Source organism: Acidimicrobiales bacterium, from assembly GCA_035546775.1.
GTDB lineage: Bacteria > Actinomycetota > Acidimicrobiia > Acidimicrobiales > JACCXE01 > JACCXE01.
The window spans coordinates 16,747-40,096 of record DASZWD010000002.1; the positions used below are offsets into that span (position 1 = coordinate 16,747).

Sequence of the window (23,350 nt, forward strand, 5' to 3'; positions counted from 1 at the left end):
GGCACCGGCATCGCCGTTGCCGTGGTCGTCGCGCGCGGCGACCAGCCACCGTCGGCCACCGCCATGGTCGAACGCGCCCGCGCCTACGTCGCGGCGCACCCGCGCGCCCGATTCCACGGCACCGCGACGGTGGAGGGCGGGACCATTCGCACGACGACCGGCTCGGCGCAGACCGCCCACGCCGATGTCGCCGGTGAACTGGCGATGGGGCGCGCGCACGCGGTGATCGCCGACAGCCAACTCACCAGCGAGGTCGTGCTCGACGGCGACACCGTCTACGCCCGTGAGGCGGCGACCACCGACGCATTGGCCAAGGCGTCCTACGTGCGCGCCGACACCCAACTCCGACGGGTGATGCGCGTCCGCGCCGAGCAGGCCAAGGCCCTCGACGTCGCCGCGGTCTTCGCCGCGGCGCAGGACCTGAAGACGTTGGGGCGCCACGGCGGTGTGACGACACTGGACGGCGACGTCGACGTGCCGCGCCTGTTCGGCTCCAAGCTGGCCCAGCACGTCGAGTGGGCCACGCTCAAAGCAGTCGTGGCCGACGATGGCCGGCCGGTGTCGACCGCGCTGGTGGTCCGCGCCGAGGCCGACCTCACCACCCGCCTGTCATTCGACGCCTGGGGCGACGCGGCGATCACCGTCGCCGCTCCCCCGCCGGCGCAGGTCGACGCCCGCCCGAGTGTCACCCAGCTGAAGCTGGCGTCGCTGAGGTCCACGAAGCTCGTCATGCCCAAGCAGCTGCCCGACGGCTGGCAACTCGTCGGCACCGACGTCCTCGCACCGAGCGAAACCGAAGAAGGCTGCACGCAGGCAGCGCTGTCCTACGAGGACCAGACGAATCCCGACGCCGGCTATCTGTACCTCTACGAATTCCCGTCGTCGTGCGCCCAGCCGCCCGAAGGGTCGAGCAGCCTGTTCAACGCCGGGCCCTACGGCGGATTCAGCTCGGAGACCGCCGATGGCCCCTACGTGCAGATCACCGTCGGCAACACGACGGTGCAGGCGGTGAGCGACCTCGCCTTGCCGGACCTCGCCGGTGTGCTCAGCGACCTCGTGCCACTCGTAGTTCAATCTTCTTGACGGCGTCGGGGCCCAACACCTCGCAGCACTTCGCCACCAACTCGGTCGTCATGTAGCGCAGTTGTGTCACCCAGGCGTTGGAGTCGACGTCGACGATCAGCACCCCGCGCTTGAGCGACGCCGGCTTGGCGTGCGCCGCGATCCCGGAGCCCACGAGTTCCTCCCAGCGCTGGAACAACCCCGACAGGACCTTGGCATTCGGCGCCCCGAGCCGCTTGGCGACACGGTCGAGCGATGCTCCGAGCCGCGCCGGGTCGCGGTTGGCTTCGTCTTCGGGCAGCGGTCGCCAGCTCACGGCTCGATCGTGCCGTCGTGAATGCGCACCGTGGCCGCCGGCGACGCGCCCGGTGGCAGTGCTCCGGCCGTCGTGAGCACGGCTTGGCCGTCGGGCAGGGCGGCGACGAGCGCCGCGGAGCGGTGCGGGTCGAGCTCGGAAAACACGTCGTCGAGCAGCAGGATGGGCGCGCTGCCCGTCGCCTCGGTCACCGCCGCGTGCACGGCGAGTCGTAATGCCAAGGCCAGCGAGCGCTGCTCGCCCTGTGACGCATGCGTGCGCGCCGGCAGCGTGCCGATGTGCAACTCGATCTCGTCGCGGTGCGGGCCGACCGTGGTGACGCCGCGGCGCAGGTCATCGGCGCGCGCCGCGCCCAACGCGGCGTGAAGTTCGCCCTCCCACGACGGTACGTAGCGCACGGCGATCGCCGCCGCCCCCGTCGCGACCTCGGCGTACGCCTTGGCGACAAGCGGTTCGAGGCGAGTTACAAGCTCGCGCCGCGCGGCCACCAGGGCGTTCCCGTGTTCGGCCAATTTGGCGTCCCACACGTCGAGGGTCGACACCACCTCGGGAGTGGCCTTGCCGCCCGCTTGGCGCAGCAGTGCGCCGCGCTGTTTCAGCACACGCTCGACGGCGCTGCGCGTCTGCGCGTGATGCGGCGCGGTGGCGACGAGCGCGTCGTCGACGAGGTCACGCCGGTACGACGGGCCACCCTTGATCAACGCCAGGTCATCGGGCGAGAACACACTGACGCGCAGCGCGCCGAGCAGGTCGGTGCTGCGCCGCAACGCGTTGCCGTTGACCAACACGCGCGGCGATCCGCGGGGCGGCAGTTCCGCCTCGACGAGCACACCCCGACCGTCGCGATCGACCTGGGCCCGCACGTAGGCGTGCGCCGCGCCCTGCCGCACCAAAGCCTCATTCGGCGCCCCCCGGAACGACGACAGCGTCGCCAGCCATGCCAGGGCTTCGAGCAGGTTCGTCTTGCCCTGGCCGTTTTCGCCGATCACCACCGTGAGCCCGTCGGGCGCAAGTTCCAAGCGCGCCGCGGTGTAGTTCCGGAAGTCCTGAACCGCCAGCCAGTCGACCCTCAGCTACGGAACCCTCACGGGCATGAGCAGGTACAGGTACTCCTCGGCGCCGACGCCGCGCAGCACGCAGGGCTTGAGGGTGTCTTGGGTTTCGAGGGTGAGCTCGTCGCCGGTGATCGCCTCGATGCCGTCGGTGAGGTACTGCGGGTTGAACGCCACCGTCATGTCGGCGCCGAGGAACTTCGCCTCGACGTCTTCGGTGGCGGTGCCCTCCGCCGGGTTCGAGACCATGAGTTCCACCCCGTCGGAACGCAGCGCCAACCGCACGGGCGTCGTCTGGTCGCGCACCATGAGCTTGACGCGCTTGACCGCGTCGAGCAGCGCGTCGCGGTTCACGGTGAGCTCGTTCGGGAAGCTGGCCGGGATGAGATTCAACACGTTGGGGAACTCGCCCTCGATGAGCCGCGTCGTGAGACGGACGTGGCCGACCTCGAAGCTCGCCTCGGTCGTGCCGAGACGCACCGCGCACTCAGGTGCCCCGTTCAGCAACCGTTGCAATTCGGCGAGCGCACGCGAGGGAATGAGCACCTTCTGCTCGCCCTTGACCATGTTCACGCCCGGCAGCTGGCGCACGGCGAGGCGGTAGCTGTCGGTGGCGAGCAGCTGCATGCCGTCGGCCGTCGCCATGAACAACACGCCGGTCAGGATCGGGCGGGCTTCGTCGCCGCTGGCGGCGCGCACCACTTGGCGCAACGCGTCGGCCAACTCGCCCGAAGCGACGGTGACGGCGTCGGATCCGACTTCGCCCCTGCCTCCATCACCTTGGGCCATCGGGAACTCCTCAGCGGGCAACACGCGCACGGCGAATTGCGACCGGCCCGAGGCGATCTTGGCTTGTTCTTCGTCGGATTCGATCGTGACCGCACCCGGCTCGAGCGACCGCACGATGTCGGCGGCGAGCTTGGCCGGAATCACCGACACGCCGTCGGCGATGCCGGCGACGGTCGCGACGACCTCGATGGTCAGGTCAAGGTCGGTGGCGATGATGCGTAACTCGTCGCCGTTGATCGCCAGGCGCGCGCCAGCGAGCACTGGCAGTCGTTCACGGCCCGAGGTGGCGCGGCTCGCCGAAGCAAGGGCCTCGACCAAAACGTCCCGTTCGCAGCGAAACTTCACAGGCGGTTTTCCTACCTAACTCTTTGTTTAGAAAATCAGTAGCAGTAATAGGTGCTGTGGATTGGGGACAACACCCCGTTTGTGCTGCTCAGAGCGGCGAAAGCTTGCGGCCGCTTTTCCCCAGAATCACACAGGGGTGTAACGCCAAAGTGGACACCGGCCGAATCGGGCTGAAGTTCTCCCCATTCACCCACAGTTATCCCGAGTGTCATCCCCCGGTCTTGATCTTCGTGATCAGGCCCGTCACTTGGTCGTAGATCTGGCGGCGTTCCTTCATCAGGGTCTCGATTTTCGAGACGGCGTGGATCACCGTCGTGTGATCCCGGCCGCCGAACTCCTTGGCAATGGCGGGATAGGAGAAGTCGGTGACGTCGCGGAACACGTACATGCCCACCTGGCGCGCGATGACGAGCGGCCGGCGCCGGCTTTGCCCGCACAGGTCCTCGACGGAGAAGCCGAAGGTCTCGGCGGTGGCGTCGAGGATCGCCTTGGGTGTGATCTGGCGTGGTTGGTCGCCCGAGATGAGGTCGGTCAGCAGATGCTCGGCGAGCTCGAGGGTGATCGGCTGGCGGTTGAGGCTGGCGTAGGCGATCACCCGCGTGAGCGCGCCCTCGAGTTCGCGGATGTTGTCTTTGACGTGGGTGGCGATGAGCTCGAGCACGTCGTCGGGAATGTCGTTGGGCTCGAGGCCGGCCTTCTTGCGCAGGATGGCGAGGCGGGTCTCGAGCTGTGGCGGCTGCACGTCGGTCAACAAGCCGGCCGCGAACCGGCTGCGCAGCCGGTCTTCGAGGGTCGGGATGTCCTTCGGCGGACGATCAGAGGTGATCACGACCTGCTTGCGGGCACTCGTGAGGTCGTTGAACGTGTGGAAGAACTCCTCCTGGAGCCCTTCCTTGCTCTCGATGAACTGGATGTCGTCGATCAGCAGCACGTCGGACTCGCGGTAGCGCCGCTTGAACGTGTTGGTGGTGTTGGTACGGATGGCGTCGACGAACTCGTTCATGAACGTCTCGGTCGTCACGTAGCGCACGTGACGGTGCGGGAAGTTCTGGCGCACGTAATTCCCGATGGCGTGCAGGAGGTGGGTCTTGCCGAGGCCCGACTCCCCGTAGACGAACAACGGGTTGTAGGCCCGTCCGGGATTTTCGGCCACGGCCCGCGCCGCCGCGTGGGCGAAGCTGTTCGACTCACCGATGACGAAGGCGTCGAAGGTGAATTCCGGGTCGAGCCGCGCTTGTTCGCCTTGGCGGGGCGGCGGCGGCGGGATCGGCGTATCCGCTGGTGGATGGGTCTGACTCGCTGCATCGGACATGGCTGCCTCTCCCGCCCGCACTTCGATCACAACCTTGGCGCGCCCGCCCTTTGCTTCGCTCACTGCTGCGTCGAGTTCGTCCTGGAACCGCTCTTCGAGCCGTTGCTTCACGATCGAGCTCGGGCTCGCCAGCGTGAGTGACACGTCGTCGGTTGCGACGGGGGCGAGTCCTTCGAACCACGCCATCCACGTTGCTTCCGACAGCCGATCGCGAAGGTTGTCTACACACGCCTTCCACAGCCGCTCTGCGTCTGTCACCTGCCGTTCCGCCTCCCCGGGTACCTGATTGTCCACACTTCTCTCCACACCTGTGGATAACTGTGCCGACACGCATCGTCGCCCCCGTGACGGTGCTGCTGGCCGGCCCGTGCACAGGGGAAGAAGGGCGACGTGTTGCGAGCGAGTTGTCGTTGGGAGACGCCAGCTGCGGATCGGCGTCGATCAAAAGAAGATGGCGACCGTAGCACCGTTTTCCACAGGCGCAAGATGTGGATGAAATATGCCCTTGACCTGGGAAAACCGGGTTATCCACAGCCGGTTTCCACCCCGGCTGGCGCGTGCTTGCCGCGCGGCGTAGCCTTGTCGGTCTGTTGCATTAGCTGGGCCCCGTCTGCCCAGCCCCAGCCGGCGAGATCGCCGGTCGGCCGATCTTTCCAAACCAAGGATCCCCTATGAAGCGCCCCTATCAGCCAAACGCTCAGAAGCGCGCCAAGCGCCACGGTTTCCGGCACCGGATGTCCACTCGCGCCGGACGCGCCATCCTCGCCGCGCGCCGCCGCAAGGGCCGCGCCAAGCTCTCCGCCTAGCGACGGCTCGGCGTCATGCCGACTGCCGCTCGACTTCGGGGCCGGCGCGCGTTCGCTGATCTCGCCCACCGTGGCCGCACGGTGCGCAGCGGTCCCCTCCGCGTGCGGTACTTCGCCGCGCCTGGGCTTCCGGCCGTGGGGTACGCCATCAGCAAGCGAACGGGCAACGCGGTGGTTCGCAACCGCATTCGCCGCCGGCTGCGCGCCGCCGTCACCCAGGCAACTACCCGCATGACCAGCGGTTTCTACCTGATCATCCCCGACGCCTCGACGGAGCACGCGCCGTTCACGGACCTCGAGCTGGCGGTAAATAACGCTATTACGGCTCTCCAGGATGGCGGCCGATGAGCCGGACGGCCCGCGTCCTGCGCGGTGGCATCCGGGTCTATCAGGGCCTCAGCGCCGGCCGTCGCCCGCATTGTCGTTACTCCCCGAGCTGCTCGCATTACGCAGTCGAAGCCCTCGAGCGTCACGGCGCCGCCCGAGGCTCCTGGCTGACGGCGAAACGGCTCGCCCGCTGTGCCCCCTGGGGGGGCCACGGCTGGGACCCCGTCCCCGACTAACTCACAAGGAAACCCGTGTTCTCTCTGCTGGCCGGTGTCCTGGCCTTCTTCTACGACTTAATCCCGAACTATGCGGTGGCGATCACGCTGCTGACCCTCGCAGTGATGGGTGTCCTGACGCCGTTCATGCTCAAGGGCACCCGCAGCATGCTGCGGATGCAGAAGCTGCAGCCGGAAATGAAGCGCATCCAAGAGATGCACAAGGGGGACCGGCAGGCGCAGAACGAGGCCATGATGGCCTTCTACAAGGAGCACCAGATCAACCCGGTCGGCGGGTGCCTGCCGATGTTGCTCCAGTTCCCGGTGCTGCTCGTGATGTTCCGCGTGTTGCGCGGCCTGGTGAAGACGCACTCCGTCACCCTCAAGGCGGGGGCCAAATGCGTCGGCCAGGTGGTCAAGAACAAGTGCGTGACCGGTACCCCGTCCTACATCGGCCACAACACCGCGCTGTACCAGGCCCTCGAGAAGAGCGGCGGCAAGATGAAGTCCTTCGGCGTCGACTTCGGCGCCATTCCGACACACGCTGGCCGCGGCGCCCCGGTGTTGTACCTGCTCATCGTGCTCGTCGTCGTTTCCTCGTACTACCAGCTGCGCCAAATGCAGGCCCGCCAGCCCGCGAACGCGATGCAGAACAATCAGATGGGCCAGCAGATGCAGACGATGAATCGCATCATGCCGCTGTTCTCCGGTCTGATCTCGTTGCAGCTGCCGGGCGGCGTCACCCTGTACTTCCTGATCTCGAACCTGTTCCGCGTGGCACAGCAGGGCCTGATGTACAAGTACGACCCGCACCTCAAGGCCCACATGGAAGAGGTGCGCGAGGCGCAGAGCCGTTCAGCGTCCGAGCCGCCGGCGGCGCCGGCGCCCCGCCGGTCGTTGTTCGGGGGTTCGCGTGCGAGCACTGACGCGAACGGCAAGAGCCCGAGCAACGGCGCTTCCGGTGGTCCCAAGGGCCAGACCCGGCCGGCGAGTGGACGCGTCACGCAACCAGGGCGACCAGGCCAAGCGCGCAAGCGATCGAAGAAGAAGCGGTAGGAGACTCCCGTGGAATGGGTCGAAATCACCGCGAAAACGATTGAGGAAGCCAAGGAATTGGCTCTTGACCAGCTTGGCGTCGACGTCGACGAAGCCGAGTTCGAAGTCCTCGAAGAGCCAAAGGCCGGATTGTTCGGTCGCGTGCGGGGCGAGGCCCGGGTGCGGGCGCGCGTCCGCCCGACTGCGCCGCGCTCGAAGGACGGCGGCCGGCGCCGGGCGCGCCCCGAACGCGGTGGCGGCCGCGGCGAGCGCGGCACGGCGACCGCGACCGCGGAGGAAGAAACGGCACCCGCCCAGCGTGGTGGAGGCCGCAACGGTGCCACTGATCCGGCGGTCGCGGAGGCGATTGCCCAGGTCAGTGCGGTCGGCGAGGCTCCCGCGAGCGGTAGCAGCGGCGAGGGCGGTGCCCGAAACCGGCGTCGCGGGGGCCGCGGCCGGGGCGGCCGCGGCGGTACTGGGGGCGATGGTGAACGCCGGCCACGACGGTCGGACGACGAAGAAACTCGAGGAGAGCCCGTGTCGGTGGAGGCGTTGGAACAGCAGGGTGCAGTTGCCGTTGAGTTTCTGAAGGGTCTTGTCGACGCCTTCAGCCTCGAGGCGACCGTTGCCGTGCGCTCGGTCAACGAGTCGGCGGTCGAAGTCGCCGTCGATGGCGCTGATCTGGGATTACTGGTCGGCCCTCGGGGCGCAACGCTGCAGGCGATCCAGGACCTGACGCGGACGGTGGTGCTGCGTGAGACGGGGATGCGCGAGGGCTGGGTGATCGTCGACGTGGCCGAATACCGGGTCAAGCGCCGGGCGGCACTCGAAAAGTTCGCCCTTCAGGTCGCCGATCAGGTGAAGTCAGGCGGGGTGGCCGTGCGCCTCGACCCGATGCCGCCGGCGGACCGCAAGGTGGTCCACGATGTCCTCAACGGCGTCGAGGGCATCGAGACGGGCTCGGAGGGCGAGGAGCCTCGCCGCCGGGTGATCGTCAAGCCCGTCGCGGTTGGCTGACACCGACCTCCTGCGGGTCCTCGAACGGGCCCGTGAGCTGGGCTTTCTCGGCCCCGGACCGGTGGCTGCGCACATCGAGCAGGCGCGGGCGTATCTCGCGGCGCTGCCCGCCGGTGGCACGGTGCTGGATCTCGGCACCGGAGGTGGCGTGCCCGGGTTGCCGCTGGCGACGTGGCGATCCGATCTGCGCTGGGTCTTGATCGACGCCATGGCGAAGCGCATCGCCTTCGTGCGGTGGGCCGTCGAGGACCTCGGCGTGCACGCCGAGGTCGTGGAGGGCCGCGCCGAGGAACTGGCGGCCGAAACCGGCTGGCGGGCCGGCGCCGACGCCGTCGTCGCCCGCTCGCTCGCCGCCCCCGCTGTTGCCGCTGAGTACGCCGCGCCGCTGCTGCGGGTGGGCGGCGTGGCGGTCATCGCCGAGCCACCCGGGGGAGCGCCCGAGCGCTGGCCGGCCGCAGGACTCGCCCAGCTCGGAATGCGACGCGGGCGCGTCCTCGCCACCGAGGGCACGACCCTGCAGCTCCTAGAGCAGGTCGAACCGTGCCCGGCGAAGTTCCCGCGAAGGACAGGAGTTGCGGCCAAGCGTCCGCTCTTCTAGCGAAAGCCCTGGTTATTCCTGTGGAAAAGACGTTCCACGTGGATCATTGGCGGATGGGGCGTCCGAGTAGGTGCTTGACGTAGAGGGTTTCGCGGGCGAGCATGGGCGGGCATGAGTTCGCCCGAGCCAGACATCCTCCGCCGTGGCCAGGCGATCTTCGATCGGCTGCGCGGCGCGTCGCCCGAGCCCCCACCGCCACCGCCACCGCCGGAAGGGCCGCCAGAAGAGATCGCCGAGGCGCCCGCAGAATCAGAGGACGACGGAGCCTCTGAAGCCGGGCCTGCCGTTGGTGACGAGATGGCCGACGTGATCGAACTGCCCGAGTCGGTGGTCACCGAACCCGTAACCGCCGAACCGGCGCCCGCTCCGGTGCCGGATCCGCCCTCGGTCTCCGAGATCGTCGAAGAGGCGGCCGCCAACTTGGCGCCGCCGGCCGTAGAGGCGGTGGCGGAACCGGTCGCGGCCGAGGTGACCGCCCCGGTGCGCAAGGCGCATCCGTCCTCGTTGCGGCCGCTCCCCCGCGTGATCGCCGTCGCCAACCAAAAGGGCGGCGTCGGCAAGACCACGACGACCGTCAATCTCGGTGCCGGGCTCGCTGAGCTGGGCTTTCGCGTGCTCATCATCGACCTCGACCCACAGGGCAACGCCACGACGGGGCTCGGTATCAACCAGCGCAACCTGGAGCACTCGGTCTACGACGTGCTCCTGCACGACGTATCGCTCGATGACTGCGTCGAACCCACGGCCGTCCGCAACCTGTTCGTCGCCCCGGCGACGATCGACCTTGCCGGCGCCGATATCGAACTCGTGCCTGCGTTCAGTCGCGAGTTGCGGCTGCGGCGAGCGATCGAGGCGTTGGACGATTCGTTCGACTACACGATCATCGACTGCCCGCCGTCGTTGGGTCTGATCACGGTAAATGGCCTGGCAGCGGCGGGGGAGGTGCTGGTACCGATCCAGTGCGAGTACTACGCCCTGGAGGGTCTCGGGCAGCTGCTGAAGAACGTCAATCTGGTGACGGGCAACCTCAATCCGACGCTCGAAGTCAGTGCGATCGTCCTTACTATGTACGATTCCCGTACAAAGTTGGCCGAGCAGGTAGCCGAGGAAGTGCGCACCCACTTCGGCGAAAAGGTCTGCCGCATGGTGATCCCCCGCACGGTGCGGCTTTCGGAGGCACCGTCGTTCGGGCAACCGATTCTTACGTTCGATCCGACGTCCCGGGGCGCGGTGGCGTACCGGGAGTTGGCGAAGGAGGTCAGTGGTGGCGCGCCCTAGCGGGCTCGGCCGAGGTCTCTCGGCACTCATTCCTACCGATGTCACCGTCGACCGGGGCGCCAGCCTCATCGACGTCGCTGTCGACCACGTGGAGCCCAACCGGCTCCAGCCCCGCAAGCACTTCGACGAGGAAATGCTGGCGTCGTTGACCGCGTCGGTGCGCGAGCTGGGCGTGCTGCAACCGATCCTGGTGCGCGAGGGCGAAGGCGGGCGCTATGAGCTGATCGCGGGCGAGCGGCGGTGGCGTGCGGCCAAGCGCGCCGGGCTCGTCTCGATTCCCGCCATCGTCAAAACCACGAGTGATACGCACTCGCTGGAGCAGGCACTCGTGGAGAATCTCCACAGGCAAGACCTCAACCCTCTGGAAGAAGCCGCGGCGTATCAGCAGCTCATCGAGGATTTCCATCTCACCCACGACGAGTTGGCCACGCGCATCGGGAAAAGTCGCGCCGCGATCACCAACACGCTTCGCCTCTTCCAGCTGCCGCCGAGCGTGCAGCGCATGGTCGCCGACGGCCAGCTGGCGGCGGGTCACGCCCGGGCCCTGCTCGGCACGCCAGACCGGTCGTTTCAAGAAGCGCTGGCGAAGCGGGCGATCGCCGAGTCGCTCAGCGTGCGCGCCGTCGAGGACGCAGTACGTGAGCGAGTCAACCAGCAGCAACGCGATCACGCAGACACCGAGGCCGAGAGTCCGGCCGCGACACCCGATGCCGCACCCACGGCGGCGAGTCGTCGGCTACGGCCGCCCGGCTTCCGGGAACTCGAGGAGTTGCTGGCCGAATTGCTCGACACCAAGGTCGCGGTGGACATGGGAAAGAACAAGGGCCGCGTCGTCATCGAGTTCGCCGACCTCGAGGACCTCGAGCGGATTTATCGCCGGATTACGGAGCCATCTGCCGGGTAAACGTGCCTGAACTGGCCGTAAACGCCGCCTTGCTTGAGAGTTGAACCTGCACCAATCGAGTTTCCCCAGGCTGTGCAGAACTCTGTGGCTAACTTGACCGTGGTCTCAAGTCTCTAGGAAAGATCGAGACAAGGCCCGTCGGCCCAGCGACTCAGGCCTCGACCAATGGCTTCGGCCGCGATCGCAGCGCGTTCTACGACAAACCGGGGCGGTCCGAGTTCGAGCGACACCGCCGGCATGCGGGTTTCGCGCAGGATCGGGGTGGCCATCGGCACGGGTGCCCCGTCGGTGCCGGCGCCCGAAATCGACAGCTCGTCGAGCAGTAGGCCCGCGAGCCGGCGACCGGCAGGTGAGACGCTGCCGTGCGCTCCCCAGTACGCGGCGCGGCAGGCGTGGCCGGCAGGCGCCAGCGCGATACCGAGGTAGACCTCCGCTCCGGCCGCGTTGGCCTGCGCCGCCAGGATCGCATCGTCCGGATGCGATAATAGTGTTACGATGGCGCCGTACGCCGTCAGCCGGTGCTGCACCTCCCGGAGGAAGGGCGCAGTGCCGCCGCGCTCGCCGAGCGCGACCCGCCGCCCCTGGAGCGTCGCCGGCGCGTTCGCCAGGCGCACCGCCTCGCGCACCGCGGCGGGATCGGATTCGGGCCCCTTCGAGCGCAACCGTTGCAGCATGAGCTGGGTCTTTTGCCCGCAGATGCCGTCGACGGACAAGCCGGCGTTGCGTTGGAAGCCGCGCAGCGCTCGATCGGTGTCGGCGCCGAAGATGCCGTCGACACGCCCGGCGTCGAAACCGAGCGCGTTGAGGCGTCGCTGCAGGTCCACGACGTCGTCGCCGCGCAGGTACGGCGTGCGCAGATACAGCAGGCGGTCGCCGGGTCGATAGCCGGCTTCCACCAGCCGTGACCAGGTCGAACGATGGCACACGCCGTCGGCCTCGAGGCCACAGCTGCGTTGAAAGGCGCGCAGGGCCTCGGCCGTCTCGGCGCCGAACACGCCGTCTTCCAGCGTCACGGGAAAACCGAGCGCGAGGAGGCGGCGTTGCAGGTCTTCGACTGCGGGGCCCTTGGCCCCGAGCGTCAGAGGGAGTTCAGAATCCCAGTTCAGAGGTACCGGTCGAGTTCCTCGAGGAGCTGGCCCTTGCCCTTGGCGCCGACGAGCCGGAGGATCGGCTCGCCGCCCTTGAACAGGATCAGCGTCGGGATGCTCATGACGTCGAAGCGCGCCTGGGTGGCCAGGTTGTCGTCGACATTGAGCTTGCCGATCTTGAGCTGGTCGGCGCGCTCAGTGGCGATTTGCTCGAGGACGGGGGCGATCGTCTTGCACGGCCCGCACCACTCGGCCCAAAAGTCGACCAACACCGGGGTGTCGGCGCCGACCAACGTCTCGTCGAAGTTGGAATCGGTGAGCGTGAGCAGGTTGTCGGACACGGTTTCCTCCTGAGGCGGTACGACGATCGTACCCGCGAGGGTGTGAAACGACTCGGCTACGCGCGGTATTCCGCTAGTGCTGGGACTCCAGCCAGCGTTCGCAGTCGATGGCGGCCATGCAGCCCGAGCCCGCGGCGGTAATCGCCTGGCGGTACACGTGGTCCTGGACGTCGCCACAGGCGAAGATGCCCTCGACATTGGTGAACGTCGAGCTGCCGATCGTCTTGAGGTAGCCGGTGTCGTCGTGGTCGAGAAAGCCGACGAAAACGTCGGTGTTGGGCACGTGGCCGATGGCGACGAACAGGCCGTGGATCGGCAGCGTGGACTCTTCGCCCGTCTTGATGTTCTTGAGCTGCGCGGCTTCGAGAGTGGTTTCCCCGACGAGGTCGGTGACGACGGTGTCCCAGATGAACGACAGCTTCTCGTTGGCCTGGGCGCGGTCGGCCATGATCTTGGAGGCCCGCAGCTGATCGCGACGGTGGATGACGTGGACCTTGGTGGCGAACTTCGAGAGGAACATCGCCTCTTCGAGCGCCGAGTCGCCGCCGCCGACCACCGCCACCTCGAACCCCCGGTGGAAGAACCCGTCGCAGGTGGCGCAGGTGGACAGGCCGTAGCCGAGGAGGCGCTTTTCGGCCTCGAGACCGAGCATGAGCGAGCGTGCGCCCGTCGCCACGATGACGGCATCCGCGCTGAACGTCTCACCGACGGTCGTTTCGATCGTGAATGGTCGCTGGCTGACGTCGATCTTGGTCACCTTGGCGGTGAGGAACTCGGCGCCGAACTTCTCGGCCTGAAGCCGGCAGTTCTGCATCAACTCGGGACCCATGATCCCGTCAGGGAATCCCGGGAAGTTCTCGACTTCGGTGGTCAGCATGAGCTGGCCACCGGGCTGATCGCTGTCCGAAGACGGTTCGCCTTCGATGACGAGGGGTGCCAGGTTTGCCCGGGCGGTGTAGATCGCCGCCGTGAGCCCCGCCGGCCCCGAACCCACGATCACGACGTTGCGGTGTGCAGTCATCGGGTTGCCCGAATCGCCTTTCGCCAGAAGAACGTTCCAAACAGCAGAAACACCAGGGAGACTCCGGCATAGCCGGTCCACATCGGGCCTGGGATGTAGGCAACGCCGCGGATGAGCAGGATCACGAGCAGCGTGAGGAGCGCGACACCGACGACGGCGAACAGCGCGAGGTACACCACATAGCGCGCCACTTTCGCCAACGGCTCGGTCGTCTTCGAGCGAACGAATTCGATGAACCCGTCGAGCTTGTCGAGCAGCTGCGTAACCCAGTCGTCCTTGCGGACTGAAGAGTCGGTCACGAGCGGTGACGCTACCCTCCCGTTCGGTGCGCGTAGTCCTTGGTTCCATCGCTGCTGTCGCCGTCGCCGCTCTCGGCGGTCTCATCATGGGCGAGTACCAGTTACTCGGCGTGATGGCGCTCGTCGCCGGCGTGTTGTTCGGCCTCGCGGTCGCCGAGGCGGCCATCACCGTCGGCAAGACGAGCGACTGGGTGCTCGTGGGCGTGGCCGGTGTCGCCGCGTTCGTCGGTCTGACGTGGGCCGCTTACATCGACGCCGGCGACGGACTCGGTCGCGTCGCCGGCATGCGCTGGGTCGGTTCGTTCTGCGCGCTGGTGAGCGCGGCCTGGTGGGTCAGATCGTTTGGCTCTCGACCAATGCGCAGTCTGCTTGGTCCAGAACCTCAAGAACCCGAACCGAACTCGTAGACCGTACGACGCGGGCAAAGGCGGCGACGCCGCGGTAGGTAAGCGACGCGTGCCATTCGATTGTCTCGCCGGCCGGCGGCGGGCACGGTGCCTCGGCTGCGGCGCGCGCGTCCGCAATCGACGCGCTCAGGTCGGCCTTGGCCTTGTCGATGATGGCGGCGAGTTGGTTGTACTCCCCGATGGCTCCGGCGTCGAAGAACGTGGTGCTCTTGGGCTGCGCCTCGGCGGCCGCCGAGGCGCTCCTCGACCCGGCGGCCCGCGTCGAGTTCGCCAGTGTCGGATTGGCCGACTCGGCGCGCGGGCCGCTGACGATCGGCGCCAGCGCCGCCCGGCGGGCGTTCGTGGTGGTCGCCGGCGAGTTACCGCTCTGGCTGACGAGCCAGCCGCCAACTCCGACAGCGACAGCAAGCGCGGCGGCCGCCGACGCGGCGTTCGTGTGCCGCGTGGGACGCGCCGGTCGCGTCGCAGGCGGCCGGCGCCTCGCCAGGCGGCGGCGCACGGCGGCGCGCGCACCGGTCGTCTCGACGAGTGCGGAGGCCACCGCTGCCTCGCGCAGGCGGGCGGGCGGCAGCATCGGCGCCCGCAGCGCCACGGTCACGGCGCGCAGCTCGTCGAGACGCGTGCGGCAGGCGGCGCAGCCGTCGATGTGGGCGCCGTCGGCCGCGGCGACCGCTTCGCCGTCGAGGCGCGCGCTCAGGATCTCGTCAGAGGGGTGGCTCATTGCTGCTCCTTAGACGTCCGACGCGGCCGGGTTGGTTCCCGGAGCGTGTCGGCGAGCGCGGCGCGCCCGCGGGCGATGCGGCTGCGGACCGTCCCGGGTGGGATGTCGAGCGCCTGGGCGATCTCGGCGTAGTCGAGGCCGGCGACGTCGCGCAGGACAACGGCGGCCCGGAACTCGGGTGAGAGAGCGGCGAGGGCGGCGTCGAGGGCGAGGCGGTCCACGACGTCGGCGGCGCCGTCGGGTCGGTAGGGGAGGCGGTCGCGGTCAACGCGGCCGAGCTCCGAAGTGGCCGGGCGACGCCGCCGGCGGCGCAACTCGTCGAGACTGGCGTTGACCGCGATGCGGTAGGCCCAGGTGCCGAAGCGGCTGCGGCGATCGAACTTGTGCAGGTTGCGCACGATGGCGATGAGCGCTTCCTGGCACGCGTCGGCGGCGTCGGCGTCGTTGCCGGTGAGGCGGCGGCACACGGCGAAGAGCCGGTCGTAATGGGCCCGCAGCAGGCGGTCGAGGGCACCAGTGTCGCCCGCCAACGCGGACTCGACGTCCGCGTCGTCGGGGCGGTCGGTCACTTCGGGACCCGGCCCCGCACCGTCGCTTCGCTGATACGGACCTGGCGGGCCGGCCCGAGGTCGGTGATCCACACGAGCACGGCCCCGCCGGGCGTGCCGTTGAGCGACAGGGTCGTCGAGCTCGTCTCCACCTTGCGCGACGCGCGGGCGCGACCCCAGCCGCCGAGAGTCGATGACGGCTGGGCGGCGGCGTACACCTCGACCGTCCAACCCCGCGACGGGCTGGTCAAGGTGATGGTGTCGAACTCGTTGGTGCCCTCCGCGGTGAGGACGAGGCCCACGCCCGACTTCAGGTTGCCGAACGACGCCGAGTGGTACAGCTCGGTCTTCCACAACGTCGCCGTGCTGCCGTCCACCGCGAAGTGCGCCAGCGCGTCGTTCTCGGTGGGCGGCTTGGCTTCGGGGTCGAACGACTTGGCGGTGACGTGGATCGGCACGAGCGCACCCTGGAAGTCGTTCGCCGACTTACGGCTCGGCACCACGACGGCGATGACGATCGCGGCGATGACGAGGCCGACGATGACGGTGGTGAAGACGAACTGGCCGCGGCGCGAGCGCGGCTGGGGCACGCCGGTCGCGGGGGCTCTTGACGGCGGCGGGATGGTGGCGTGCACCTCGTCGGGGATGGCGGCGACGTCTTCGAACATCGTGCGCGCCGAGTCGGGCTGGTGGCTGCGCCACTGCACGGCGGCGTCGCGCAACGGCGACGCGTGTGCCGGTGCCAAGCCGATGATCAGGTCGGTGAGCGCGGCGATGTCGGCCTGCTTGGCCGCGTCGAACTCGTCGGCGGCGGGTAGGCGCAGCCCGCGCAGCTGAACGCGACCGGTGTCGTCGACGAGCACGCTCGAGGAGCCGAGCGCGCCGTGCGCGAGCCCGGCGTCGTGGGCGTCGGCCACGGCCTGGGTGATCTGCAACGCCAGGGAAACGCGGTGGTCGTCGCCGACGGCGTCGAGGTCGAGGGCACCGCCGGCCGCGAGTTCGTCGACGCGGTAGCTCGTGCCGTCCCCGTCGACGCCGGTGTCATAGGTGCACAGGATGTTGCGGTGATTCAGGCGCGCCAGCGAGCGGGCTTCGGCGGTGAAGTGCTCCTTGGCCGCGGGGTCGGCGTCGCTCGGCAACAGGTGCACGACGACGGTGCGCCGCAGCGTTTCGTCCACCGCCGTCCACGTGCCGTCCGGACGCGGGTCGGCGAGGCGGTAGCGCTCTGCGACCCGTCGCCCCGAGACGATGGTCGCGTCGTTGGTCACCGGGTCGCGATCGCTCCTCTACGCCTCGGCGGCGTCGTAGGCGATACCGATGACGCGCGCTCCGGTGTGGGTGCCGACGACCGAGCCGATGTCGCCGATGAGGATGTCGTCGCGTGAGCGCCCGAGGGCCGCACACAATTTGTCGACGAACCCGTCGAGGTCGGGTGCCTGGCCGTGCATGACTGCGAGCGACTTCGCGTTGGCGGCGCCGTTCTCCTTGGCCAACTCGATCAGCTGGTCAAGTGAGCGGCTGCGGGTGCGCTGCTTGCCGGCTTCGCCCACCGCCCCGTTCTCGACCTGGATGAGCGGCTTGATGTTGAGCATCGAACCGAGTGCGGCGCGCGCCGCGCCGATTCGTCCGCCCTTCTTGAGGTTCTCCAGTGTGTCGAGGGCGGCGAACACCCGCATGTGCGGAATCTTCGCTTCGATGACAGCGGTCACGTCGTCAATGCCCTTACCCGCTGCGGCCGCTTCCGCACCCGCAATGGCGAGAAGTCCTTGCGCGATCGTGACGGTGCGGCTGTCGATGACCCGCACGGGAATCGTGTCTTTCACCGCGTCGGCGCCGAGCTGCGCCGACTGGAAGGTGGCTGACAACTCCGACGAGATCGTCACGCAGACGACGCCCGTGGCGCCCTGCGCCGCCAGGTCGCGGTAGGCCTGCTCGAACGCGCCGGGGGAGGGCGCCGCGGTTTCGGGAAGCTGCTTCGCGTCCGTGGACTTGCGCCAGAACTCGTCGGGTGTCAGGTCGCGGCGATCGACGTATTCGGTGTCGGAGATGCGAACGGTGAGCGGCACGATCGTGATGCCGTGCTGCTCGGCGGTGGCCGGCGGCAGGTCACAAGCGCTGTCGGTAACGATACGAATGCCTGGCATGGGGTCCTCTCCACAAGGTCAACGGGTTGGACCCGCCGACGCGTCAAACCGTAACTGCTGCTTTCTCCGGCGAACGGAGTGCCGGTACCACCAGATGATCAAGAAAAGGCCGGCGCCGACGGAGAGGCCGATGCCGACGCCCGACGCGTTCGTAGAGCGCACCGTCAGGCGGGTTTGGCTGAGCAGTACCTTGCCGTCGGGCGACTTCAGCAGGATCCGGAGTGGGAACGCGCCCGATCCGAGCGTCTGCACGGCAAAGCGCTCCGTCGTGTCGTGGCGGGTCAGCTGGATGTGGCGCGTCGCTCCGCCGGGAAACCGGAGCCGGTCGCTGGCGACCTCGAGCAGGACGCGCGCCGGATAGTCCGCCGTCGAGCGCACGGTGATCGGGATGGTGCCGCGGCGGGCCGTGAGGGTGAGTGAGCCGCCCGTCGGGAGTTGGAACTTGTGGCGCTCGTCGGCGACGGCGTCGGCGAGGCCGTCGACGTAGCTCCGGCGCTGCGCGGTGGTGAGCACCGTCGACTCGGCGATGAAGAGGCGGTCGTCGAAGGACTGCAGGGCGTCGGGCGCGTCCGCCATCACGGTGCGCAGCGAGTCGATCGTGTGCCGCGTCGTCGTCAGCGCGCGCGGCAAACTCGGCGCCGCCGCGGAGGTGAGGAGCGTGCGCGTGTGCGGCACCGTCTTCTTCGTGGCCAACTCGAACAGGCGATCGGTGCCGGCAGCCTCCAGGATTGGGCTGGAGTTCAAGCCCGCGAGCAACGGCGTCAGCACGCGCACGTCGGCCCGCCACGTCGTCGGCGGCACCACGATGACGGAGCGGAAACGGCCGGGGCTGTCGAAGTAGATGGTGGCGAGGTCGGCCAGGAGGTGCTGGGCGGCGAGGACGGGCGACGCGCCGTTCTGGAGGTGGGCCGCGAGGCCGGCATCGGCGAGCAGCGCCGGCGTGGTGAGGCGACTGCCGCTGTGGCGCACTGCGATCGGTTCGGCTGTCGTCAGGCGGGTCGGCGACGGCACCAGCACGTCGTCGCGCACGACGAGGCGCTTGGGTAGTTCGCCGGCGACGCGATCGTCCGCGGGGTCGTCGACCAACGCGAAGTCGGCGAGGGAGGTCGAGCCGAACGTGGCAGCGATGAGGGCGCGGCCGCGATCACGTGACGCGACGCGGTCGGCATCCGACGTCGCGGCGGCCACGGTCGGCATGAACGGCGCCGGCACGATGGTGTGCGTCGGAGCCAGCGCCTGCAGCGCTTCTTCGGCGTCACGGGCCGGTGCCGTGTCACGCCGCATTAGCGCCGCCAGCGTTTCGGGTGCGGGTGAGAGCAACACGCCGGCGCTCGGTAGCGTCGCCAACGCCCGCGCCACGCCGACGATGGACGCAACGTCGCGTGGGTTGACCGCGTCGGTGCCATCAGGCTGGAGGGCGACCGGGGCGCGTATGGGCACGACGACGCCCACGGCGAGCTTCGGGCCCGTCGGGGTCTCGGGCACGAAGATCAGGTGCGTGAGCAGGCGCGCCCGCACGGCGCCGTCCACGGTGCGCAGCTCGACGGCCACGGGATAGACGCCGGCGCCCCGGAGGTTGATGCGCGTGCGGTCGCGGGGCTGCGTCGGGTCCTGCACGCCCACGTCAAGGGTGACGGCGCCGTCGGCGTCGGTAGACGCGTCGGTCATGGGCGTCGTCACGACCGCTAGAGGGGCGGACGTCGGCCGGCTCGTGAGCGTGTTGGTGAACGCACTGCGCGTCGGCGACGCCGGGTGTACGGACACCGCGTATTCGAGGTCGTCGGCCGCGTCGCGCTGAGGCGCGGGCGGCGCGATACGGATCTCGAAGGTCCCGCCGGCGCCGACCCAGGGCGTCTGGCTCTGGAGCACCAACGATTGGACCGTGGTCTTCGCCGTTGCCGCCCGGCTGGGCGCGGGCGCGACCATCACGCCTCCGAGCACGGCGCCGAGGACGAGCAGCAGGCGCGGCGCGAGGCGGCGGTGGCCGCTCACGCGTCGAGGCGCGTCGACCACACGGTCAGTCCGTCGGGTTTGCGCGTAAATCCGAGGGATTCGTAGAGCGCGAGCGCGGTGGCGTTGCTCTCCTGGGTGTTCACCACGACCGTGATGGCGCGCCAGCGCGCCAGCCAGTTGATGCCGTCGAGCACGAGCGCGCTGCCGATGCCGCCGCCGCGGTGGTCAGGGTCGACGGCAAGGCGCTGGAGGTAGCCGGCGCGACCTTGGCGTCCGGTGATGGCATAACCGACGACGGCGCCGTCGGCGCGCGCGACGCGATAGCGGGCATAGGTGGTGGCGGTGCGGGCGTCGTTCACTCCGTCGGCGTCGAGGCGCCAGAACGCACCGAACGAGCGGGAGTCGACGCGCAAGACGCTCTCGATATCGGCGCGCCGTGCTCGGCGCAGTGTCGTGCCGTCGGGGATGGCGATGGGGTCGCGGTCGCGCGCCGTCACGCGACGTTCGAGGAGATGCAGCCGCTCGGACTCACGGAATCCCGCGGCGACGAAGCCGGCCGATTCCTGGGGCGGCATCGCGGCGGTGACGGCTTCGCGAAAGCCGAGGCGCGCCAGCTGGTCGAGGCATTTGTGCACCAGCCGCGCCGACACCGGCGGCGAGCCCGGTGCGGGTGTGACGCAGCCGACCGTAGGGTCGCCGTGCCAGGGCCCAATGCGGGCGCGCTCGGGGCCGTCGGTTACGAGCGCGGTTGTCACCGGCGCTGAGAATACGGTGGATAGGTGATTCCCGAGCGGCTGGAAGGCCTTGTCGCGGCTACAGCCGACCTCGCCCAGCGCTTCGCCGACGCCGGGTGCAACCTGTACCTCGTCGGCGGGGTGGTGCGCGACGCGATCGTCAATCGCCTCGACGACACCGAGGACCTCGACTTCACCACCGACGCGCTGCCGGACCAGACCGAGAAGATCGTGGCCAAGTGGGCCGACGCCGTGTGGACGCAGGGCAAGCGTTTCGGCACGATCGGGGCGAAAAAGGGCGATCGGTCCTACGAAATCACGACCCACCGCGCCGAGGCGTATCACCCGGATTCGCGCAAGCCGGACGTCGCGTTCGCCACCGATGTCGAGGCCGACCTGGCGCGGCGCGACTTCACCGTCAACGCCATGGCGCTGAAGCTGCCGAGCCAGCCCAGCGAGGTCGTCGAAGTGATCGACCCGTTCGACGGGCTGCTCGATCTCGCCGCCGGACGGTTGCGCACGCCGCTGTCGCCCGAGGAGTCCTTCAGCGACGATCCGCTGCGCATGTTGCGCGCCGCGCGTTTCATCGCGGGCTATGGCCTCGTGCCCGACGACGACCTCGTCGCCGCCGTGAAAGAGATGGCACCGCGACTCGAGATCGTTTCCGCCGAACGGATCCGCGACGAGTTCAACAAGCTGCTCGTGCTCGACGATCCGTCAGCGGGGTTGTGGTTCGTCGTGCAGACGGGCTTGGCCGACGTCTTCTTGCCGGAGTTGCCGGCACTGGCGGTCGAGCAGGATCCGATCCACCGGCACAAGGACGTGCTGGCGCACACGATCGCGGTGGTCAACAACACGCGGCCCGACCTGATCCTGCGCATGAGCGCCCTGCTCCACGACGTCGGCAAGCCGGCGACGCGCCAGTTCTCCGACAAGGGCGTGTCGTTCCATCATCACGAAGTCGTCGGCGCCCGCATGGCGCGCAAGCGACTGATGGCGCTGCGCTGGCCGACCGACGACCTCGAGGCCGTGGTGAAACTCGTCGAACTCCACCTGCGCTTCCACACCTATGCGATGGGGTGGACGGACTCGGCGATCCGTCGCTACGTGCGCGACGCCGGGCCGCTGCTCGACCGGCTCAACGCGTTGACGCGCGCCGACTGCACGACTCGCAACGAGGCCAAGGCGAAGCGGCTGTCGGATCGGATGGACACGCTCGAGCGCGAGATCGAACGGCTGCGGACCCAAGAAGAGCTCGACGCCATCCGTCCCGACCTCGACGGGGTGCAGGTGATGGAACACCTCGGCATCAAGCCGTCGCGCGCCGTCGGCGATGCGCTGGCGTTCCTGCTCGAGCTGCGGCTCGAGCACGGCCCGCTCGGCGAGGAGGAGGCCTACCGCCGCCTCGACGAGTGGTGGGCTACTCGCTCGTAGCGATCGTCGCCTGCCAGCGGTCGGGCGCGACCTCGACGAAGGGGTAGCCGGCGATGTGCTTCGTCGTGCGGTCCCAGAACAGGTGCGGGTGATCGCTCGGCGTCATGCACAGCACGTGAATGCTGACGCCGTCGCCGGGGCCGGGGTTGCGCACGCGGTGCCAGCCGTCGCCTTCGTCGGGCAGGAGGTAGGTGATGTCGCCCTGGTGCCACACGTGGCGTGACACCTCGGCGAGCTCAGCGTCGTCGCCGGCGTGCGGCGCGTCGTCGCCGGAGTAGCGCGTCTCCTCGTCGCCGCCGCGCAGATAACCGATGACGCCCCAACAGCCGTGGTGGTGCACGCCCGACGACGTGCCTTCGGGAAACACGACGGCGAGGATGTGGAAGCGCCCGGCCGGATCGGCGTAGAGCAGGTTGCCCACGGCGTCGCCGTCGAGCGACGCGCACGCGTCCGCGGGTACGTCGCCGCTGGCGAGCAGCGCGGCCATGGCGGCGTGCATCGCATCGCAGCGCGCCCGCTCGTTCGGCAGGTCGGCGTCGAGAGCAGCGGTGGCCGCGTCGGCGAGGGCTCGCAGCGCCGGTGTGAGGGGGAGAGGCACGGGCGTATCTTGCCTGGGTGATCGAACCCGTGGCCCTATCGCACCGCCCGACGCCGCTCGAGCCGATGGACCGGCTCGCCGCTTCGCTCGGTTTGCCCGCCGGGCGATTGTTCGTGAAGCGCGACGACTGCACCGGACTCGCCGGCGGTGGCAACAAGGCGCGCAAGCTCGACTATCTGTGCGCCGACGCGCTGGCCGCGGGCGCCGACACGCTCGTCACCGGCGGTGGACGCCAGAGCAACCACGTCCGGATGACGATCGCGGCGGCGAATCGCCTCGGTCTGCACGCCGTCGCCGTGTTGTCGAGCGCCGAGCCGAAGACGCCGTCGGGCAACGTCGTGCTCGACCACATCCTCGCCCCCGAATTCGTGTGGGCCGGACCACTCGCGTACTACCCGCTGGAGGAACGCATCGCCGCGGTGTGCGACGAGCAGCGCGCTGCGGGCCGCGTCCCGTACCAAATCCCGATCGGCGGGGCGACGCCGTTGGGTGCGCTGGGCTACTTGGCCGCCGCCGACGAAATCGTTGATCAGCTCGGCGAGGCGCCGGCGTTGACGATCACGGCCGACGGCTCGGGCGGCACACACGCCGGGCTCGTCGCCGGGCTCGGCGATCACGGGCGCGTCGTGGGATTCGACGTCGGGACCCGCCCGGACCTCGACGACGTCGTGCCCCGCGAGGCCGCGGCCTGCGCCGCGCTGGCGGGACGCGCCGCGCCGGTTGGCGACGTGCGCGTCGACCACGACTACTTCGGCGCCGACTATGGCGCGCCGACCGACGCGGCGCGCGAGGCGCTGCACCTGTTCGCCACGTGCGAGGGCCTCGTGCTCGATCCGGTGTACACCGGCAAGGCCGCCGCGGGCTTCGTCGACTACGCCCGTACCGGTCGTCTGCCCGACGGTCCGGTCGTGTTCGTGCACACCGGCGGCATGCCGGCGCTGTTCGCCAACGCCTTCAGCGAGTGGGTGAAGGCCCCGCGGTAGCCCCTCCCTCGGTTTTGGTCCGT

General features: G+C 69.1%; 27 protein-coding genes. 12 read left to right on the forward strand and 15 right to left on the reverse strand.

Going from position 1 to position 23,350, the window contains the following annotated elements; genetic code table 11:
• Positions 1–21 precede the first annotated feature (21 nt).
• Positions 22–1,083, forward strand: a complete 1,062-nt coding sequence (locus VHC63_00400) for a hypothetical protein (protein HVV35032.1) — start codon at positions 22–24, stop codon at positions 1,081–1,083.
• Here the strand turns inward: VHC63_00400 and VHC63_00405 are convergent.
• The 4 genes from VHC63_00405 to dnaA form a co-directional block, all read right to left on the reverse strand.
• Positions 1,046–1,378, reverse strand: coding sequence for a DUF721 domain-containing protein (locus tag VHC63_00405; protein HVV35033.1), 333 nt, complete (start codon positions 1,376–1,378; stop codon positions 1,046–1,048). The genes VHC63_00400 and VHC63_00405 overlap by 38 nt on opposite strands.
• A complete protein-coding gene (locus VHC63_00410; GenBank protein ID HVV35034.1) occupies positions 1,375–2,451 on the reverse strand; it encodes a DNA replication/repair protein RecF in 1,077 nt (358 codons plus the stop codon). The genes VHC63_00405 and VHC63_00410 overlap by 4 nt, the downstream gene beginning before the upstream one ends.
• Positions 2,452–3,564 (reverse strand): DNA polymerase III subunit beta, encoded by a 1,113-nt coding sequence (dnaN, locus tag VHC63_00415; protein ID HVV35035.1) that lies wholly within the window; start codon positions 3,562–3,564, stop codon positions 2,452–2,454.
• A gap of 208 nt (positions 3,565–3,772) precedes the next feature.
• The gene (gene dnaA / locus VHC63_00420; protein ID HVV35036.1) at positions 3,773–5,134 is read right to left on the reverse strand and encodes a chromosomal replication initiator protein DnaA; all 1,362 of its coding nucleotides are present in this window, start codon (positions 5,132–5,134) and stop codon (positions 3,773–3,775) included.
• Between the two features lie 413 nt (positions 5,135–5,547).
• Between dnaA and rpmH the strand changes: the two genes are divergently transcribed.
• From rpmH to VHC63_00460, 8 genes are all read left to right on the forward strand, one after another.
• A complete protein-coding gene (rpmH, locus tag VHC63_00425) occupies positions 5,548–5,682 on the forward strand; it encodes a 50S ribosomal protein L34 (GenBank protein ID HVV35037.1) in 135 nt (44 codons plus the stop codon).
• Positions 5,683–5,697: 15 nt separating this feature from the next.
• Complete coding sequence (gene rnpA, locus VHC63_00430; protein ID HVV35038.1) at positions 5,698–6,030, forward strand: ribonuclease P protein component; 333 nt, start codon at positions 5,698–5,700, stop codon at positions 6,028–6,030.
• The gene (yidD, locus tag VHC63_00435) at positions 6,027–6,245 is read left to right on the forward strand and encodes a membrane protein insertion efficiency factor YidD (protein ID HVV35039.1); all 219 of its coding nucleotides are present in this window, start codon (positions 6,027–6,029) and stop codon (positions 6,243–6,245) included. The genes rnpA and yidD overlap by 4 nt, the downstream gene beginning before the upstream one ends.
• Positions 6,246–6,260: 15 nt before the next feature.
• Positions 6,261–7,280 (forward strand): YidC/Oxa1 family membrane protein insertase, encoded by a 1,020-nt coding sequence (locus VHC63_00440; protein HVV35040.1) that lies wholly within the window; start codon positions 6,261–6,263, stop codon positions 7,278–7,280.
• Positions 7,281–7,289: 9 nt separating this feature from the next.
• Positions 7,290–8,276 (forward strand): RNA-binding cell elongation regulator Jag/EloR, encoded by a 987-nt coding sequence (jag, locus tag VHC63_00445; GenBank protein ID HVV35041.1) that lies wholly within the window; start codon positions 7,290–7,292, stop codon positions 8,274–8,276.
• On the forward strand, positions 8,269–8,874 hold the full coding sequence (locus VHC63_00450; GenBank protein HVV35042.1) for an RsmG family class I SAM-dependent methyltransferase: 606 nt from the start codon (positions 8,269–8,271) through the stop codon (positions 8,872–8,874). The genes jag and VHC63_00450 overlap by 8 nt, the downstream gene beginning before the upstream one ends.
• Before the next feature lie 111 nt (positions 8,875–8,985).
• Complete coding sequence (locus tag VHC63_00455; protein ID HVV35043.1) at positions 8,986–10,152, forward strand: AAA family ATPase; 1,167 nt, start codon at positions 8,986–8,988, stop codon at positions 10,150–10,152.
• Positions 10,139–11,056, forward strand: coding sequence for a ParB/RepB/Spo0J family partition protein (locus VHC63_00460; protein ID HVV35044.1), 918 nt, complete (start codon positions 10,139–10,141; stop codon positions 11,054–11,056). The genes VHC63_00455 and VHC63_00460 overlap by 14 nt, the downstream gene beginning before the upstream one ends.
• Positions 11,057–11,169: 113 nt before the next feature.
• On the opposite strand, the gene VHC63_00465 is transcribed toward VHC63_00460, so the two are convergent.
• The 4 genes from VHC63_00465 to VHC63_00480 form a co-directional block, all read right to left on the reverse strand.
• A complete protein-coding gene (locus tag VHC63_00465) occupies positions 11,170–12,162 on the reverse strand; it encodes a peptidoglycan-binding protein (protein ID HVV35045.1) in 993 nt (330 codons plus the stop codon).
• Positions 12,159–12,473 carry a thioredoxin gene (gene trxA, locus VHC63_00470; protein ID HVV35046.1) on the reverse strand — a complete coding sequence of 105 codons (315 nt, stop codon included), beginning with the start codon at positions 12,471–12,473 and terminating at the stop codon, positions 12,159–12,161. The genes VHC63_00465 and trxA overlap by 4 nt, the downstream gene beginning before the upstream one ends.
• Positions 12,474–12,558: 85 nt before the next feature.
• Positions 12,559–13,506 (reverse strand): thioredoxin-disulfide reductase, encoded by a 948-nt coding sequence (trxB, locus tag VHC63_00475; GenBank protein ID HVV35047.1) that lies wholly within the window; start codon positions 13,504–13,506, stop codon positions 12,559–12,561.
• Positions 13,503–13,805 carry a hypothetical protein gene (locus tag VHC63_00480; GenBank protein HVV35048.1) on the reverse strand — a complete coding sequence of 101 codons (303 nt, stop codon included), beginning with the start codon at positions 13,803–13,805 and terminating at the stop codon, positions 13,503–13,505. Before VHC63_00480 ends, trxB begins: the two co-directional genes overlap by 4 nt.
• 26 nt (positions 13,806–13,831) lie before the next feature.
• On the opposite strand from VHC63_00480, the gene VHC63_00485 reads away from it, so the two are divergent.
• The gene (locus VHC63_00485; protein ID HVV35049.1) at positions 13,832–14,212 is read left to right on the forward strand and encodes a hypothetical protein; all 381 of its coding nucleotides are present in this window, start codon (positions 13,832–13,834) and stop codon (positions 14,210–14,212) included.
• Here the strand turns inward: VHC63_00485 and VHC63_00490 are convergent.
• From VHC63_00490 to VHC63_00515, 6 genes are read right to left on the reverse strand one after another with little or no spacing between them, the layout of a single operon-like run.
• Positions 14,139–14,933, reverse strand: coding sequence for a hypothetical protein (locus tag VHC63_00490; protein HVV35050.1), 795 nt, complete (start codon positions 14,931–14,933; stop codon positions 14,139–14,141). The genes VHC63_00485 and VHC63_00490 overlap by 74 nt on opposite strands.
• Positions 14,930–15,502: an RNA polymerase sigma factor gene (locus tag VHC63_00495; protein ID HVV35051.1), complete on the reverse strand. Its 573-nt coding sequence runs from the start codon at positions 15,500–15,502 to the stop codon at positions 14,930–14,932. The genes VHC63_00490 and VHC63_00495 overlap by 4 nt, the downstream gene beginning before the upstream one ends.
• A complete protein-coding gene (locus VHC63_00500; GenBank protein HVV35052.1) occupies positions 15,499–16,749 on the reverse strand; it encodes a protein kinase in 1,251 nt (416 codons plus the stop codon). Before VHC63_00500 ends, VHC63_00495 begins: the two co-directional genes overlap by 4 nt.
• An 18-nt stretch (positions 16,750–16,767) precedes the next feature.
• Positions 16,768–17,625, reverse strand: coding sequence for a DegV family protein (locus VHC63_00505; protein HVV35053.1), 858 nt, complete (start codon positions 17,623–17,625; stop codon positions 16,768–16,770).
• A gap of 18 nt (positions 17,626–17,643) precedes the next feature.
• The gene (locus tag VHC63_00510; GenBank protein ID HVV35054.1) at positions 17,644–19,617 is read right to left on the reverse strand and encodes a DUF6049 family protein; all 1,974 of its coding nucleotides are present in this window, start codon (positions 19,615–19,617) and stop codon (positions 17,644–17,646) included.
• Positions 19,614–20,333, reverse strand: coding sequence for a GNAT family N-acetyltransferase (locus VHC63_00515; GenBank protein HVV35055.1), 720 nt, complete (start codon positions 20,331–20,333; stop codon positions 19,614–19,616). The genes VHC63_00510 and VHC63_00515 overlap by 4 nt, the downstream gene beginning before the upstream one ends.
• A gap of 24 nt (positions 20,334–20,357) precedes the next feature.
• Here VHC63_00515 and VHC63_00520 point away from each other — a divergent pair, with 24 nt between their 5' ends.
• A complete protein-coding gene (locus tag VHC63_00520) occupies positions 20,358–21,746 on the forward strand; it encodes a CCA tRNA nucleotidyltransferase (GenBank protein HVV35056.1) in 1,389 nt (462 codons plus the stop codon).
• Here VHC63_00520 and VHC63_00525 read toward each other — a convergent pair.
• Positions 21,733–22,344 (reverse strand): cysteine dioxygenase family protein, encoded by a 612-nt coding sequence (locus VHC63_00525; GenBank protein HVV35057.1) that lies wholly within the window; start codon positions 22,342–22,344, stop codon positions 21,733–21,735. The two genes, VHC63_00520 and VHC63_00525, sit on opposite strands and share 14 nt — an antisense overlap.
• 17 nt (positions 22,345–22,361) lie before the next feature.
• Here VHC63_00525 and VHC63_00530 point away from each other — a divergent pair, with 17 nt between their 5' ends.
• A complete protein-coding gene (locus VHC63_00530; GenBank protein HVV35058.1) occupies positions 22,362–23,327 on the forward strand; it encodes a D-cysteine desulfhydrase family protein in 966 nt (321 codons plus the stop codon).
• Positions 23,328–23,350 lie beyond the last annotated feature (23 nt).